We start from the raw sequence: 14,308 nt of genomic DNA, 5'->3' as shown, positions 1-14,308 counted from the left end.
CTCAGCGTGCGGGGCGCGACCGGCCGCGTCGCCGGGCCTTGGCGGCCCTTTGGCGGGGGGCGGGGTGTTCTTCACGGGTTCTTGACGCGGGGACAGGGCGAAGGAGACGCGAGGGGAGTGGAGGGCGGGAGGCCGAAGGAGCTGGCCTCCCGCCGGTCGCCGTCAGAGCACGGTCGGCGGCGGCGAGAAGTCGTAGTGGACGCCGGTGAGCTCCTCCGAGGCGGCCCACAGGCGTTCGCTGTTCGCGGCCTTCCTGGTCCAGGGGCCGCGGAAGGACTGGAGGGGCGCGCCGCGCAGTCCGCTGCGCGGGCCGAGGAAGGAGTCCGGCCGCATGTGCGGGGCGGTGGCCGCGCAGAGGGTGCCCAGGGCGCCGCCCTCCGGGGACTGGGCGAGCGCGCGGTTGGCCAGGTCGACCATGCGCTCGGCGGAGGTGCGGCCCTCCATCCGGACGCCCGCCGTCGCCAGGTTGGTGGCGGCGTATCCGGGGTGCGCGGCGGCCGCGACGACCTGGGAGCCGGCCGCGGCCAGCCGCCGGGTCAGCTCGTGGGTGAAGAGGAGGTTGGCGCTCTTGGAGCGGCCGTAGGCGATCCAGCGGCGGTAGGAGCGCTCGCTGTTGAGGTCGTCGTAGTCGAGGTCGGCGAGGACGTGCAGCATGCTGGAGACGGTGACCACCCGGGCGCCGGGGGTGGCCAGGAGCTTGGGCAGCAGCAGCCCGGTCAGGGCGAAGTGGCCGAGGTGGTTGGTGCCGAACTGCATCTCGAAGCCGTCGGCGGTGGTCCGGTACGGCAGGGCCATCACGCCCGCGTTGTTGATGAGCAGGTCGAGGCGGTCGCCGTCGAAGTCGTCGAGGGCGGCGGCGAAGTCGCGTACGGAGGACAGGTCGGCCAGGTCGAGGGGCCGGAACTCGGCCTCGGCGGTGGGGACTTCGGACCGCAGCCGGTCCAGGGCCGCCATGCCGCGCGCCTGGTTGCGGCAGGCCAGCAGTACGCGGGCGCCGTGGCGGGCCAGTTCACGTGCCGTGGCGTAGCCGATTCCGCTGTTGGCGCCCGTGACGACCACCGAGCGGCCGGTCTGGTCGGGGATGTGGCTGGTGTTCCACCGGGTCACGCCTGTGCTCCTCCGTACGGGGGCGACCAGGGTACGTGGACGGGGCGGCCGGGACCGGAGGGCCCCCGTAAGGCCTCCGCCTCGCCCCCGGCTTCTCTCGCCGCCCGGCCGCCCCGTGCCCCGGCCGCCGTCGCCCGTGGTCCTCGCCCTGGTCACTGCCTTGATCGCCGGCCGGCCTCGTCACTCTCCCTCGGCGAGGCGTTTGATCGCCGAGAGGCGGGTGTCCCAGGCGGCGGCCACCCGGTCCATCCAGCGGGCGGTGACCCCCAGCCGCTCCGGTATGACCCGGTAGCGCGCTTCTCTGCCCTCCCGGTGGCCGGCGACCAGGCCGGCCCGGTCCAGGACCCCCAGGTGCTTGACGATGGCCTGGCGGCTGACCGGCAGTTCGGCGGCCAGGACCGTGGCGGTCGCCTCGCCGTGTGCGGCGAGGGCGTCGAGTATCCGGCGGCGGGTCGGGTCGGCCAGCGCGGAGAGGACCTCCGCCACGGCGTCCGGGCCGGAACCTTCGCCGGCGCCCGACGCCGCCCCCGGGCCCCGACCGGCATCCGACGCCGAGCCCGAGCCCGGGCCCCGGCCCCCGGCCGCGTCTCCCTTCCTCATGCCGCGAGCTGCTCCGCGTACCGCCGGATGTTCTCCACCTGGCCGGACCAGCCTGCGGAGTGGCTCTCGTAACCGGCGGTCTTCGTGCGGTCCTCGGGGATGCGGAGGCCGGTGAATCCGCTCTCCACCACGCGCAGGCGGGTGCCGTCGCCCTCCTCGGTGAGGGTGAATTCGACGAGGGTGGAGTTGCCCTCGACCGCCACCTCGCCGGGGTGTGCGCCGGCCCAGCGGTACGAGAAGTGGTGCGGCGGGTCCACCTTCACGATCTTGGTCAGGAACTGGCCGTACTCGCCGTGGTCGAGCTCCATGATTCCGCCCGGCCGCAGGTCGACCGGGGTCGGTTCGCCCTGGCCGAACCACGAGCCGACGTGCTCGGGCTCGGTGAGCACGGCCCAGACGCGCTCGACGGGCGCGGCGATGCTGATCTCCCGCTCGATCCGGTCGTGGGCGTCGCCCGCGCCGGCGCCGCCGTCCTCGTGCCGGTTGCTGTCGGTGCTCATGGGGTGCTCCTCCTGCCGTGCCCTTCTGATACCTGACGTGCTACTTGATGGTTGCACGTAGCGGCAGGAGGTGCAACCGGTGGGTTGCTCGTGCGGCGGGGCCGGCCCTCAGTCGCCGCCCGCCCCGCCCCGCGTCCGTACGGGATAGGCCGTCACCGAGACCGACGGGTCGTCCAGGCAGTCCCCCGACGCCAGGTCGAAACGCTGCTTGAGCAGCGGTGACGCCACGAACGCCCGGCCGTCGGACGAGCCGGTCAGGCCGCGGGAGAGGACCTGGGCGCCGGTGAACGGATCCCGGTTGGCGATCGCGTACGCCTGGCCGGCGCGGTCGACGAACAGCGCGGCCTGGGTGCCGTCCGGGAGGAGGGCGGCGACGCCGCGGCCCGGGGTGAGGTCGTCCAGCGTGCACACCGGGACCCAGCCCTGGGGGCAGCGGATCTCGACCGTGACGGCTGTGCCGGCCGGGGCGGTGGTGGCGGGGCGGGCGAGGGGAGTGAGTGCGGTGGTCATCGGACGGAGGTCCCTTCGAGAGTGCGAACGGGCAGGGTCGGCCCGGCCAGCAGCGTCAGATCCGGTTTGACCTGGTCGCGCTCCGGTACGAAGCGGACCGACGGGTCCGGCGCGTCGGGCGCATTGACGAACGAGACGAAGCGGGCCAGCCGTTCGGGGTCGGCGAGGGTCTCGGCCCACTCGTCGCGGTAGTGGGTGACATGGGCGGCCATCAGGGCCTCCAGCTCGTCGCACAGCCCCAGGGAGTCGTGCACGACGACGTCCCGTACGTGGTCGAGGCCGCCCTCGATCCGCTCCAGCCAGGCGGAGGTGCGCTCCAGGCGGTCGGCGGTGCGGATGTAGAACATCAGGAAGCGGTCGATCAGGCGGATCAGCTCGGTGTCGTCGAGGTCCTGGGCGAGCAGGTCGGCGTGGCGCGGGTCCGCGCCGCCGTTTCCGCCCACGTACAGGTTCCAGCCCTGGGAGGTGGCGATGACGCCGAAGTCCTTGCCCCGGGCCTCCGCGCACTCCCGCGCACAGCCGGAGACCGCGGACTTCAGCTTGTGCGGGGAGCGCAGGCCCCGGTAGCGCAGCTCCAGTTCGATGGCCATACGGACCGAGTCCTGCACGCCGTAGCGGCACCAGGTCCGGCCCACGCACGACTTCACGGTGCGCAGCGCCTTGCCGTACGCGTGCCCCGACTCGAAGCCGGCCGCCACCAGCCGGGACCACACCTGCGGGAGCTGGTCGACCCGGGCGCCGAACAGGTCGATCCGCTGACCACCGGTGATCTTGGTGTAGAGGCCGAAGTCGCGGGCCACCTCCCCGATCACGATCAGCTTCTCCGGCGTGATCTCCCCGCCGGGGACGCGCGGCACGATCGAGTACGAGCCGTTGCGCTGGAGGTTGGCGAGGAAGTGGTCGTTGGTGTCCTGGAGGGCGGCCTGCTCCCCGTCGAGGACATAGCCGTCGGCGCCCACGCTGGGCGCCAGGGAGGCGATGATCGAACCGACGGTGGGCTTGCAGATCTCGCAGCCCTCGCCGTTCCTGGCCTCCGGGCGGCCGTGCGAGTCCAGCAGCGCGGCGAAGGACGTCAGCCGCAGGGTCCGCACGATCTCGTAGAGCTCGGCGCGGGTGTGCGGGAAGCAGCCGCACAGGCCGGTGTCGACGGCGACGCCGGACGCGGCCAGCTCGTCGTTCATCACGGCGGTCAGCGACTTCACGCAACTGCCGCAGCCGGTACCGGCCTTGGTGCACTTCTTGATCTCGGGGAGGGTGCCGCAGGAGTGCTCGGTGACCGCGGCCCGCACCGTTCCCTTGGTCACGTTGTGGCAGTTGCACAGCACCGCGTCGTCCGGCAGCGCGGACGGGCCGAGCGCGCCGCCGCCGTCGGCCGCGAGCCCGGCGGGCAGCACCAACTGCTCGGGCGCCAGCGGGGGAACGGTGCCGGTCAGCGGCCGCAGCATCCCGTACGCCTCGGCGTCGCCGACCAGCACCCCGCCCAGCAGCTCGCCGGCGGCGCCGATCACCAGCTTCTTGTAGACGCCGCTGCGGGAGTCGGCGTAGACCACGTCGAGGCAGCCCTCGGTGGTGCCGTGCGCATCGCCGAAGGACGCGACGTCCACGCCGAGCAGCTTCAGCTTGGTGGACAGGTCCGCGCCGGTGAAGACGGCGGCCGCCCCGGTGCCGGCGCCGAACTGCCCGGCGAGGGACTCGGCCGCGACGCGGGCCATGTCGTACCCCGGGGCGACCAGACCGTAGACCCGGCCGTCCGGGGCCAGCGCGCACTCGCCGATCGCGTAGACGCCCGGGTCGCCGGTGCGGCAGTGCTCGTCGACGACGATGCCGCCCCGCTCGCCGACCGGCAGCCCGCAGTCCCGGGCGAGCTGGTCGCGGGGGCGGACACCGGCCGAGAAGACGACGAGGTCGGTGTCGATACGGGAGTCGTCGGACAGGCCCATGGCCGTGACCGCGCCCGCCCCGTCCGCGACGATCTCCTTGCCGCCGACGCCGGTGTGCACCTCCAGCCCCATCCCCTCGACGGTGCGGCGCAGCGCCCGGCCGCCGCCCTCGTCGACCTGGAGGGCCATCAGCCGCGGGCTGAACTCCACGATGTGGGTGCGCAGCCCGAGCCCGTCGAGCGCGCCGGCCGCCTCCAGGCCGAGCAGCCCGCCGCCGACCACGACACCGGTGCGGGCGTTCTTCGCGTACTCCTCGATCGCGAGGAGGTCCTCGATGGTGCGGTAGACGAAACAGCCCGCGCTGTCCTTTCCCGGCACCGGCGGCACGAAGGGGTACGAGCCGGTGGCCAGCACCAGGGCGTCGTAGCGGACGGTCAGGCCACTGCGGGCGGTGACCGTGCGGGCCGTGCGGTCGACGGCCGTGGCCGGGTCGCCGAGGTGCAGTTCGATGCCGTGCCGGGCCAGGAAGTCCGGATCGGTCAGGCTCAGGTCGTCCGGGGTGCGGCCGGCGAAGTACGACGTGAGCTGGACGCGGTCGTACGCCGGGCGGGGCTCCTCGCACAGCACGACCACCCGCGCCCGCTCGGTGACACCGCGGTCGGCCAGCTCCTCCAGGAAGCGCTGGCCGACCATGCCGTGGCCGATGAGGACGAGGGTGGGGGTGCCGGGGGCGGCGTCCGGCGTGGCGTCGGGGTGCGGCGGCATCGAGGTCATGCCCGTCAGCCTGCGGCGCGGCTGTTACCCGCCCGCATCTGCACTGTTTCCCGGGCGGAACGCTGCCCTCAGTGGCGGGGCCGCCGCCGTGTGAGGGCAGCGGCCCCGCGGGCGGGCCGGCGGTTCCACCCTTCAGCCGGTCGATCCTTCACCGGTCGACCCTTCAGCCGTTCAACCGCGCCGGGCACAGTCGTCGCGACTGCTGGTCACCGGCGAGCTGCGCGTCCACACAGCCGCCCGGCAGCCCGCCCACGGTCTTCGTGCCGAAATTGGCGGTCATGGTCAGCTTGCCGTCGCCGAAGACCGTGCGCTGGACCGTACGGTCGCCGGTCAGCCACCGGAAGGAGGTCAGCTGCTCGGTGCCCGCCGCGCGGTGCAGCGGCGAGAAGTACTTCTGCAGCGCGGCCAGCTCCGGTCCGTTCTTGTCGAGCGTCGGGCCGTCGAGGACGTAGTTGAGCGGGGTGTTGTAGAGCATCGCCAGCAGCGCCCTGGTGGTCTTCTGGGCCGGCAGCTTCTCGTACGACAGCTCCCAGCGCTCCACATTGACCAGCGAGCCGTGCAGGGCGGTCTCGTAGAGCGGCGCGCGGTACTTGGGGTCGTACATGGCGGTGGCCATCCGGCTCGGCAGCTCGACCGGCTTGAAGAAGGCGGTGGGGGCCTTCTCCGGGTAGTAGCCGCCCCACGTCTTCCGGTCCTTCTCCAGCTTCCACAGGCCGTCGTCGACCGGGGTGAGCGCGCCGTGGTTGTAGGCCACCACCTCGTTGGCCCATGCCTGGGCGCTCTCCGAGCCGAGGACGAGGTTCTTCGACAGCCGCTCCATCCGGGCCAGGCGGTTCGCGCGGTCGCCGGCCTTGGTCATCTCATGGCCCTTGCCGTGGTCGCGGAACACCTCTCCGGTCGCGTCCACATCGAGGAAGTAGCTGTCCGCGCCGTTGGCGACCATCGTGCGTGTGCGGTCGGCGAGGTAGCGCTTGGCCGGCTCGGCCTTCTCGAAGGCGCGCGAGCTGAGGTAGCAGCCGCGGTTGCCGAAGCCCGACTCCGGGGTGCCGTCGGCCTTGCGGATGCAGAAGTCGGGGTAGACCCGGTCCGGCCAGGCGGAGGTGGGGCTGTCGGCGCTCTTGGGGTTCTGGCCGTTGGCGAAGGTGTCGTACGGGCCGACGAGGTAGCCCGCCTTCTCGGCGGCCCGCACCGCCTGCGCGTTCATCGGGTCGGGGCCGGCGTCGTAGCCGAGCCACATCCGGTCCACGCCCAGCTTCCTCAGCCTGCGCACCCCGGCGGCGGTCCGCGCGTCGCCCCACACATAGGCGTGAAAGGCGCCGAGCAGCTTGCCGTTGGCCGGGTTCTGCGCGATCTTCTTGCGCAGACTGCCGAGTCGGCCGTGCTGCGAGAGGTAGGAGCGGTAGTCGGCGGCGGAGGCGACCGGGTTGCCGTCGGTGAGGGCGAAGGAGACCTCGTAGTCGCGGGTGCCCTCACCGGCGTCGAAGGCATGCTCGGCGGTGGTGCGCAGCCGGCCGCCGGTGGAGGCGAACGTCAGCGAGGTGCCGAGGTCGGTGGGGGTGAGGTAGCTGACGCCGCGCCCGCCCCCGCCGCCGGCCTTGCCCAGGGAGTAGCCCCACAGGGGCATCGAGAGGCCCTCGCCCATGTCGACGGTGCTGCCGGCCAGCCCGCCCTTCTCGGGGCCGGCGTTCCAGAAGGCGTCCTTCACCGGGATGTCCAGCCCCTCGCCGCGCGGAACCTGCACGGCGGAGGCGGCCCGGTCGGTACCGGTCACCGGCCAGCTCACCGACCCGTCGCGGTCCGCCCGCAGCCTGATCCGCAGCCGCCCGCGCTCCGAACTCGCCGTCACCTTCAGCCCCTTGTCGGGGTAGCTCCAGTGCGCCCCGTCGGCCGTACGGGTCACCGGCCCCGGCTTCCCGAGCCCGCCGGCGGCCGCGGCGGACAGCACCAGCGACCGCCCGTCGGCGGTCCGTGCGTGCACGGCCAGCGAGGCGGTGTCGACGAGGGCCGTGCCGCCCGCGACGGGAAGCGAGAGGCGGCTGCCCTCCAGGGTGCCGGCCGCGGCACTGTCACATCCGGCGAGCCCGGCGGTGGTTGCGGTGAGCGCGAGGGAGGCGGCGAGGACCCGGGTGCCGCGGCGGCGTCGCCCCGTGGTCTTGGGGAGGTGGGGTGTCATACGTCAGTGAATAGTCAGGGGGATTAAGAGAGTTCTAAGAGGGCGCCCCGCACGGCCGGTTGGCCGCTGTGCCGGCATGGGGCGTCCGCAAGGGCGTCGACTCCGGCGAACGACTCGGCCTTGCGCCCCTCATCGGAGACCAACACGTACGGCGCGCCCTCCCGGCACCTCCCGCTCGGCGGGGGTGGGCGTGCCGGTCGGCCGAACGGGCGGAAGATGCCGCCGTGACAGGGGCCTGACCGCCGTCGCGGGAAGAGCGAGGGCATGAGGGCTTTCGTTCTCCGGAGGGTCGGCGAGGTCGCCGTCATCGACAAGCCGGTCCCTGAACCCGGCCCCACCGATGTGGTGGTGCGTACGACCGCGGCCATGGTGTGCACCACCGATGTGCACACCATGCGGGGCGCGATCCCGGTCGCGCCGGATGTGACGTTGGGGCACGAGGCGGTCGGTGTGGTCCATGCGCTCGGCTCGGCCGTCGAAGGGCCGGCGGAGGGCGAGCGCGTCGCGGTGGGCGGGATCACGCCCTGCTTCCAGTGCGATTCCTGCCAGCGCGGGTTCTCCTCGCAGTGCCAGGGGCGGATGCTGGGCGGCGCCAGGTTCACCACCCGGCGGGACGGGAACCTCGCCGAGTACTTCCTGGTCAACAACGCCGAGGCCAACCTGGCCCCGATCCCCGCGTCGCTCTCCGACCACCAGGCGCTGTACGCCACCGACATGCTCTCCACCGGCTTCGTCGCCGCCGAACACGCGGAGCTCGCCCTCGGCGAGACCGTCGCGATCTTCGCCCAGGGCGCGGTGGGGCTCTCGGCGACGATCGGCTGCCGGCTGCGCGGCGCGGGTCTGATCATCGCCGTCGAGTCCGTGCCCGCCCGTCAGGACCTCGCCCGCCGCTTCGGCGCCGATCTGATCGTCGACTACACGCAGTGCGATCCGGTCGAGCGGATCATGGAGCTGACGGACGGCCAGGGCGTCGACGCCGCCATCGAGGCGCTCGGCACGCCGCAGACCTGGGAGGCGGCCTTCCGGGTCACCAAACCGGGAGGCCGCATCTCCAATGTCGGATACCACGGCGAGGTGCACGAGCCGCTGCGGATCCCCCTGGAGCCGTTCGGCTACGGCATGTCCGACAAGCAGGTCTACGCCGGCTTCAACCGCGGCGGCCGGGGGTGGCTCCGGCGGATCTTCCGGTTGCTGGAGACCGGGAAAGTCGACCCCACACCGATGACCACGCACGAATTCGGCTTCGGCGAGATCGAGCGGGCCTTCGCCCTGATGGCCTCGAAAGAGGACGGAATCATCAAGCCGCTGATCCACTTCGGTGCGGAGGGCGCGTAGGCGTGAGGGACAGGGGCGGGCGCTCCCGTCCCGCTCCGTGCCCGGCTCAATCGAGCCACCGGGAAGCCAGCCCGGTGAGGTAGGAGAGGGACAACGCCGTCGCGGCGATCCGGAAGCCGGCCGTTCCTCCGGTCCAGTGGGCGAGCGGGGCCATGACGGCCGCCACCCAGATGCTCGAACACCAGCTGCAGCCGACCAGGTAGGCGGGTTTGGAATCGTCGCCGAAGCGGCCGGCCACCCAGGAGCGGAATCCCGCCGCGAGGGTGTCCTTCGTCAGGAATCTGGTGATGCGGCATGTCGCGCCGAGGGAAAGGAGAAACACCGCAAGGCTCATGAGATCCACCCCGTCACCGTGCAGGGACCCGGCCGGTCGTCACTGATTGAGGACGAGGATGGTGCCGATGCCGCCCGCGCGTTGGTTGGCCGCGTCGGCCTCCTGCCAGGTGTAGTACTGGCGCACGGTGCCGTCGGGCAGGTTCAGCTGGTAGATGATGACGGTCGGGCGGGCACCGCCGCCGCAATTGCAGCCCATGTTCCGCTCCTTCTGTGACGTCTTGCGATGCGGGTCGACACCCCGTCGGCCGGCCGGCGTACCGCCGTGCCCCGGGGCCTACCCTTGGGGGCCAGCGGCCGTCCCCCGTACTTGCACTACGGGGGACGGCCGTTTTACCGGGTCGTTCATCAACTCCCCTGCCGGTCACGCCGGTTCGGTGAGCCGCGTACGGGTCCGGCCGCGGTGCGCGAGCCGGGACCGGGTGTCAGGTGAGGCAGGCGGACAGGGTGCTGGACGAGGAGGCGCCTCCGCTGGTCGCGGTGTAGCTGGAGAACAGCACCTGCCCGACGTTGAGGGTGGCCGTGCAGCTGGCGTTCCCGCTCGCGTTGGCGACGGCGGTGCACACCACGGGGCCGGCGGGGCCGTCCAGGTGGAAGGTGACCGTCGCGCCGGGGGTCGCGCCACTCGCGGTGAACGTGGCGGTGGCGAAGGCCCAGGGCACCGGGGGGAAGCTGAACCGGTAGCAGGCCGGGTGCGCCGTGAGCCCCGTCGCCGCACCCACGGTCACGGTCCCGGTCCCGGAGGCCCCGACGCAGGTGCAGGTGGTGCCGGTGGCGGTGAGCACGGTCGCGGTGACGACGGTGCTGCCGACGGGCAGCGTGCTGGTGGTGACGCTGGCCTGGCCGGACGCGTTGGTCAGGCCGATGCCGAGCGGGCCGCCGGTGGTGCTGAACAGCACGGTCGCGCCGACGACGGGTGCGCCGCCGCAGGTGACGGTGGCGGTGACGGTCACCGGCTGGCCGGGGCTCGGGCTGGCCGGCGTGGAGGTCACGGTGACGGCGCAGTTCGGAGCCGCTCCGACCGTCACGGTCGTCGTCGCGGCGACGCCGACGCAGGTGCAGGTGGTGCCGGTGGCGGTGAGCACGGTCGCGGTGACGGTGGTGCTGCCGGCGGGCAGCAGGCTGGTGGTGACGACGGCCTGGCCGGACGCGTTGGTGACCCCGATGCCGAGCGGGCCGCCGGTGGTGCTGAACAGCACGGTCGCGCCGACGACGGGTGCGCCGCCGCAGGTGACGTTGGCCGTGAGGGTGACCGGCTGGCCCACGGTCGGGCCGGCCGGGCTGGACGTCAGGGTGATGGCGCAGCTCTGCGCGGCGGTGACGTTCACGGTCGCCGTCGCGGCCACACCGATGCAGGTGCAGGTGCTGGTGCCCGCGATCACGGTGGCCGTGACGACGTTGGCCCCGGCGGGCAGCAGGCTGGTGGTGAGGGTGGCTTGGCCCGTGGCCGTGGTGATGCCGACCCCCAGGGGTCCGCTGGTGGTCGCGAAGAGCACGGTCGCGCCGGTGACGGGTGCGCCGCCGCAGGTGACGGTGGCGGTGAGGGTCACCGGCTGGCCCGCGGTCGGGTTGGCGGGGGTGGAGGTCAGCGTGACGACGCAGTTCTGCGGCGCGGTGACGTTCACGGTCGCCGTGGCGGCGATGCCGATGCAGGTGCAGGTGGTGGTGGCGGCGATCACGGTGGCCGTGACGACGTTGGCCCCGACCGGCAGCAGGCTGGTGGTGAGGGTGGCCTGCCCCAGGGCGGTCGTGACGCCGACGCCCAGGGATCCGCTGGTGGTGGCGAAAAGTACGGTCGCGCCGGTGACGGGCGCTCCGTTACAGGTGACGGTGGCGGTGAGGGTCACCGGCTGGCCGGCGGCCGGGTTGGCCGGCGTGGAGGTCAGGGTCACGACGCAGTTCGACGCCGCGGTGACGGTGATGTTGGCCGATGCGCTGATGCCGATGCAGGTGCAGGTGGTGGTGGCGGCGATCACGGTGGCCGTGACGACGTTGACCCCGAGCGGCAGCAGGCTGGTGGTGAGGGTGGCCTGCCCCAGGGCGGTCGTGACGCCGACGCCCAGGGAACCGCTGGTCGTGGCGAAGACCACGGTCGCGCCCTCGACGGGGGTGCCGTCGCAGGTGACCGTGGCGGTGAGGGTCACCGGCTGACCCGCGGTCGGGTTGGCGGGAGTGGACGTCAGGGTGACCACACAGTCCGCCGCAGCCGTGACGGTCAGGGACGCCGTGGCGGCGCCACTGGTGGCACCGGCAGCAACTACCGTGCCCGACGTGGTCGCGGTGAAGGTGACGCTCGCATTGCCGAGGGCGTCGGCGGTCGCCGACTGCGGGGCCACGGCATCGTAGGTGAAGGTGATCACTTCTGCCGGTGCGGCACCGGTGACGGCAGCTGTGAAGGTCTGGCCCACCGCGACGGTTGCCGGGGTGAGAGTGAGAGCGAGTGCCATGTTGGACAGCCCCTTTCGAAGGCTCCATGAAGGAGGTGGGGAGCTGCTGCACGCCGGAGGGCAGGGAACCCCCGTCCGAGCGTGCACACCTGTCGGGGGTGCCCTGAAGAACACGACGAAGCCGCCTCACGCCGGCAGTCGTCCACGGTCCCCCGACAGGGGATGGGCACCCCACCGTCGGTAGCACCGATTGAAGCGACCGGGCCGATGCCACACCACAGTCAGGGATCGTGTTAGCCCGATTGGCGCAGCGCGCATCGGCGCGCGCGGTACCGACCTCCCGGCCGTATGCCGGCATGACGACGGCCCCCGCAGGCCACGGGGGCCGAGGCGGCGCAACCCGGCCTGGCCGTCGAGCGGATCGAGGCGGCGCGGCGGGCGCTGGAAGGACGGCGGTGGACCTCCGGGGAACCGCACCTGCTGGCCGTCGAGTTGACCGAGACGCTCGTGGAGGTGCACAGGGGCACGGAGAGCCGCGGCGCCGGCCCGGCCGCGCGGGGCGGCGGGGACTGAGCGGACCCGCAGCGTGTGCCGGGTGTTCGGATGGGGTCCGCGCCCACCATGGAACGGGCTCCGGACGCCGCGGTTCTTAACCCTCGGTCAGCCGATCCTCAAGGCCGCCTTAAGGATCCGCGGAGAGGGCTTGACCTGCTCTTTCCGGTGTCCGGGCAGCCGTATTTTCGACGCCGTGACGATCCAGGCCGACCTCAGCGACGGGTACGCACCGGGCGGCGCGCCCGGTCCTGGTGCCCCGACTCCGGGCCCCGCCGACCCACCGCCCACCCATCCGCTGTACTCGCGACTCGACCCCCGGCACCTGCCGCCCCGGCCCGTCCGCGCGCCGCGCAGGCCGCCGGTGCCCGCGCCGCCGCTGCGCCTGACACCTACGGCGCTGCGGCGGGTGCTGGCCGGCGGTGCGGTGCTGGTCGTCGGCCTGTGGCTGGTGCAGGCCGAGCCCTCGATGCGGCTCGACGCGCTGTTCGCCACCCTGGCCCACCTCAGCGGACTGCTCGCGGGCTACGGAATCCTGGTGATGCTGCTGCTGATGGCCCGGGTCCCGGCCGTCGAGCACGGCGTCGGCGCCGACCGGCTGGCCCGCCGGCACGCGCTCGGCGGCCGCCATGTCCTGACCCTGTGCCTCGCCCACACCGTCTTCGCGCTGTGCGGCTACGCCGCCCACACCGGCACCGATGTCCTCCGCGCCGCCGTCGGCCTGATGGGCTATCCGGGCCTGGCCGCGGCCGCCGTCGGCACCGTCTTGCTGGCCGCCGTCGGCGTCACCTCGGCCCGTACGGCCCGCAGGCGGCTGCGCCATGAAACGTGGCGCGCCGTACATCTGCTGACCTACGTGAGCGCCGCTCTCGTCTTCGCCCACCAGCTGTCCGGCCCGGATCTGGCCGGCGGCCCGGTCGCCGTCTGGCTGTGGACCCTGCTGCACACCACGGTCGGCACCCTGCTGGTCTGGTACCGCCTGGTCGTACCGGTGCGCCAGGCGCTGCGGCACAGTCTGCGGGTCACCGAGGTGCGCACCGAGGGGCCGGAGGTGGTCTCGGTCGTCATGCGGGGCGTGGGTCTGGACGCGCTGCGGGCCGAGCCGGGGCAGTTCTTCCGCTGGCGGTTCCTGCACCGGCGGCTGTGGCGGACGGCCCTGCCCTTCTCGCTCTCCGCGCCGGTGCGTGACGACACGCTCCGGATCACCGTGAAGGCGTGCGGCGACCACACCCGCCGGATTCGCCGGCTGCGGCCGGGCGTACGGGTGCTGGCCACCGGTCCGTTCGGCGCGCTGACCGCGCACCGGCGGACCCGGCGCAAGGTGCTGCTGCTCGCCGGCGGCGTCGGGATCACCCCGCTGCGCGCGCTCTTCGAGACCCTGCCGGGCGGTCCGGGTGACCTCACGCTCCTCTACCGGGCGGGCAACGCCGACCAGTTGGTGCTGCGCGAGGAGCTGGAGAGGATCGCCGCGGCGAGGGGCGCGGCGCTGCACTACCTCCTCGGCCCGTCCGACGGGCCCTTCGACCCGCTGGCGCCCCGGGCGCTGCGCGGCCTCGTCCCGGACCTGGTGGAACACGATGTCTATCTGTGCGGCCCGCCCGGCATGTCCAGGGCCGCGGCCGCCGCCCTGGAACGGGCCGGGGTGCCGGCCGGGCGCATCCACTCCGAGCAGTTCATGTTCTGAGGGCGGTGGGGCAGCCCGCCTTCCGGGAGCCGTCGGGCACCTCGCCGTCCTGCCCCGGACCGCCGCCGGCCCGGCCTTGCACCACCCGGCCCTGGTGCCACGCCGACCGGCCCGTCACCCGGCCCACTCCGCCCGCTCCGTCACCCGGCCCGCTCCGCGACCCCGCCCGTTGCGCCACACCGCGCTCGCCCCGCAGTCCCCGCCCGCCCCGCTCATGCGGTCCCCGATCGCCCCACCCGTGAGGAAGACGCCCCCATGGCACGACACCGCAAACCGCACACCGTCCCGGCCGTCACCCTCCGGGCCCGCCGTCGGCTCGCCGCCTGCTTGCTGGGGGCGAGCGCGCTCACCGCCACCCTGGTGTCCCGGACGGTCACCCCGGCCGCTCCGCCCGCCCCCGACCGGGCACCGGCCGGGTACAGCCTCCCGGACCGCAGCGGCGCCGTGGAGCTGGTCCGGGCGGAGCGGTGAGG

At 73.4% G+C, this 14,308-nt stretch carries 12 protein-coding genes; 3 read left to right on the top strand and 9 right to left on the bottom strand.

What is annotated here, in order from left to right; all coding sequences use genetic code 11:
- Positions 1-162 precede the first annotated feature (162 nt).
- The 6 genes from AB0411_RS28355 to AB0411_RS28330 form a co-directional block, all read right to left on the bottom strand.
- Complete coding sequence (locus AB0411_RS28355) at positions 163-1,107, bottom strand: oxidoreductase (RefSeq protein WP_366420119.1); 945 nt, start codon at positions 1,105-1,107, stop codon at positions 163-165.
- A gap of 180 nt (positions 1,108-1,287) precedes the next feature.
- On the bottom strand, positions 1,288-1,593 hold the full coding sequence (locus AB0411_RS28350) for an ArsR/SmtB family transcription factor (RefSeq protein WP_366420118.1): 306 nt from the start codon (positions 1,591-1,593) through the stop codon (positions 1,288-1,290).
- Positions 1,594-1,703: 110 nt separating this feature from the next.
- A complete protein-coding gene (locus AB0411_RS28345; RefSeq protein ID WP_366420117.1) occupies positions 1,704-2,207 on the bottom strand; it encodes an SRPBCC family protein in 504 nt (167 codons plus the stop codon).
- A gap of 108 nt (positions 2,208-2,315) precedes the next feature.
- On the bottom strand, positions 2,316-2,717 hold the full coding sequence (gene nirD / locus AB0411_RS28340) for a nitrite reductase small subunit NirD (RefSeq protein WP_366420116.1): 402 nt from the start codon (positions 2,715-2,717) through the stop codon (positions 2,316-2,318).
- Positions 2,714-5,371 (bottom strand): nitrite reductase large subunit NirB, encoded by a 2,658-nt coding sequence (gene nirB, locus AB0411_RS28335; protein ID WP_366420115.1) that lies wholly within the window; start codon positions 5,369-5,371, stop codon positions 2,714-2,716. The genes nirD and nirB overlap by 4 nt, the downstream gene beginning before the upstream one ends.
- 163 nt (positions 5,372-5,534) lie before the next feature.
- Positions 5,535-7,544 carry a glycoside hydrolase gene (locus AB0411_RS28330; RefSeq protein ID WP_366420114.1) on the bottom strand — a complete coding sequence of 670 codons (2,010 nt, stop codon included), beginning with the start codon at positions 7,542-7,544 and terminating at the stop codon, positions 5,535-5,537.
- A gap of 264 nt (positions 7,545-7,808) precedes the next feature.
- On the opposite strand from AB0411_RS28330, the gene AB0411_RS28325 reads away from it, so the two are divergent.
- The gene (locus AB0411_RS28325; RefSeq protein WP_366420113.1) at positions 7,809-8,879 is read left to right on the top strand and encodes a zinc-binding dehydrogenase; all 1,071 of its coding nucleotides are present in this window, start codon (positions 7,809-7,811) and stop codon (positions 8,877-8,879) included.
- Between the two features lie 46 nt (positions 8,880-8,925).
- On the opposite strand, the gene AB0411_RS28320 is transcribed toward AB0411_RS28325, so the two are convergent.
- From AB0411_RS28320 to AB0411_RS28310, 3 genes are all read right to left on the bottom strand, one after another.
- Complete coding sequence (locus tag AB0411_RS28320) at positions 8,926-9,213, bottom strand: hypothetical protein (RefSeq protein WP_366420112.1); 288 nt, start codon at positions 9,211-9,213, stop codon at positions 8,926-8,928.
- Positions 9,214-9,252: 39 nt separating this feature from the next.
- Positions 9,253-9,411 (bottom strand): DUF7196 family protein, encoded by a 159-nt coding sequence (locus AB0411_RS28315; RefSeq protein ID WP_164993062.1) that lies wholly within the window; start codon positions 9,409-9,411, stop codon positions 9,253-9,255.
- Between the two features lie 226 nt (positions 9,412-9,637).
- Positions 9,638-11,659 (bottom strand): beta strand repeat-containing protein, encoded by a 2,022-nt coding sequence (locus tag AB0411_RS28310; RefSeq protein WP_366420111.1) that lies wholly within the window; start codon positions 11,657-11,659, stop codon positions 9,638-9,640.
- 901 nt (positions 11,660-12,560) lie between these two features.
- On the opposite strand from AB0411_RS28310, the gene AB0411_RS28305 reads away from it, so the two are divergent.
- Together AB0411_RS28305 and AB0411_RS28300 are read left to right on the top strand one after the other, a co-directional pair.
- The gene (locus AB0411_RS28305) at positions 12,561-13,835 is read left to right on the top strand and encodes a ferredoxin reductase family protein (protein WP_437043696.1); all 1,275 of its coding nucleotides are present in this window, start codon (positions 12,561-12,563) and stop codon (positions 13,833-13,835) included.
- Positions 13,836-14,090: 255 nt separating this feature from the next.
- On the top strand, positions 14,091-14,306 hold the full coding sequence (locus AB0411_RS28300; protein ID WP_366420109.1) for a hypothetical protein: 216 nt from the start codon (positions 14,091-14,093) through the stop codon (positions 14,304-14,306).
- Positions 14,307-14,308: the final 2 nt, after the last annotated feature.

The sequence above is a fragment of the Streptomyces angustmyceticus genome, assembly GCF_040701845.1.
Classification (GTDB): domain Bacteria; phylum Actinomycetota; class Actinomycetes; order Streptomycetales; family Streptomycetaceae; genus Streptomyces; species Streptomyces angustmyceticus_A.
Note: the sequence above shows the minus strand (reverse complement) of the source record. Positions and strands in the feature narration are given on the sequence as shown.

Bases quoted from the DNA above. Each gene is read 5' to 3' on its own strand.
- AB0411_RS28315 (WP_164993062.1), bottom strand. From the start codon at position 9,411: ATGGGCTGCAATTGCGGCGGCGGTGCCCGCCCGACCGTCATCATCTAC.
- AB0411_RS28330 (WP_366420114.1), bottom strand. From the start codon at position 7,544: ATGACACCCCACCTCCCCAAGACCACGGGGCGACGCCGCCGCGGCACC.
- nirB (WP_366420115.1), bottom strand. From the start codon at position 5,371: ATGACCTCGATGCCGCCGCACCCCGACGCCACGCCGGACGCCGCCCCC.
- nirD (WP_366420116.1), bottom strand. From the start codon at position 2,717: ATGACCACCGCACTCACTCCCCTCGCCCGCCCCGCCACCACCGCCCCG.
- AB0411_RS28300 (WP_366420109.1), top strand. From the start codon at position 14,091: ATGGCACGACACCGCAAACCGCACACCGTCCCGGCCGTCACCCTCCGG.
- AB0411_RS28325 (WP_366420113.1), top strand. From the start codon at position 7,809: ATGAGGGCTTTCGTTCTCCGGAGGGTCGGCGAGGTCGCCGTCATCGAC.
- AB0411_RS28310 (WP_366420111.1), bottom strand. From the start codon at position 11,659: ATGGCACTCGCTCTCACTCTCACCCCGGCAACCGTCGCGGTGGGCCAG.
- AB0411_RS28320 (WP_366420112.1), bottom strand. From the start codon at position 9,213: ATGAGCCTTGCGGTGTTTCTCCTTTCCCTCGGCGCGACATGCCGCATC.
- AB0411_RS28345 (WP_366420117.1), bottom strand. From the start codon at position 2,207: ATGAGCACCGACAGCAACCGGCACGAGGACGGCGGCGCCGGCGCGGGC.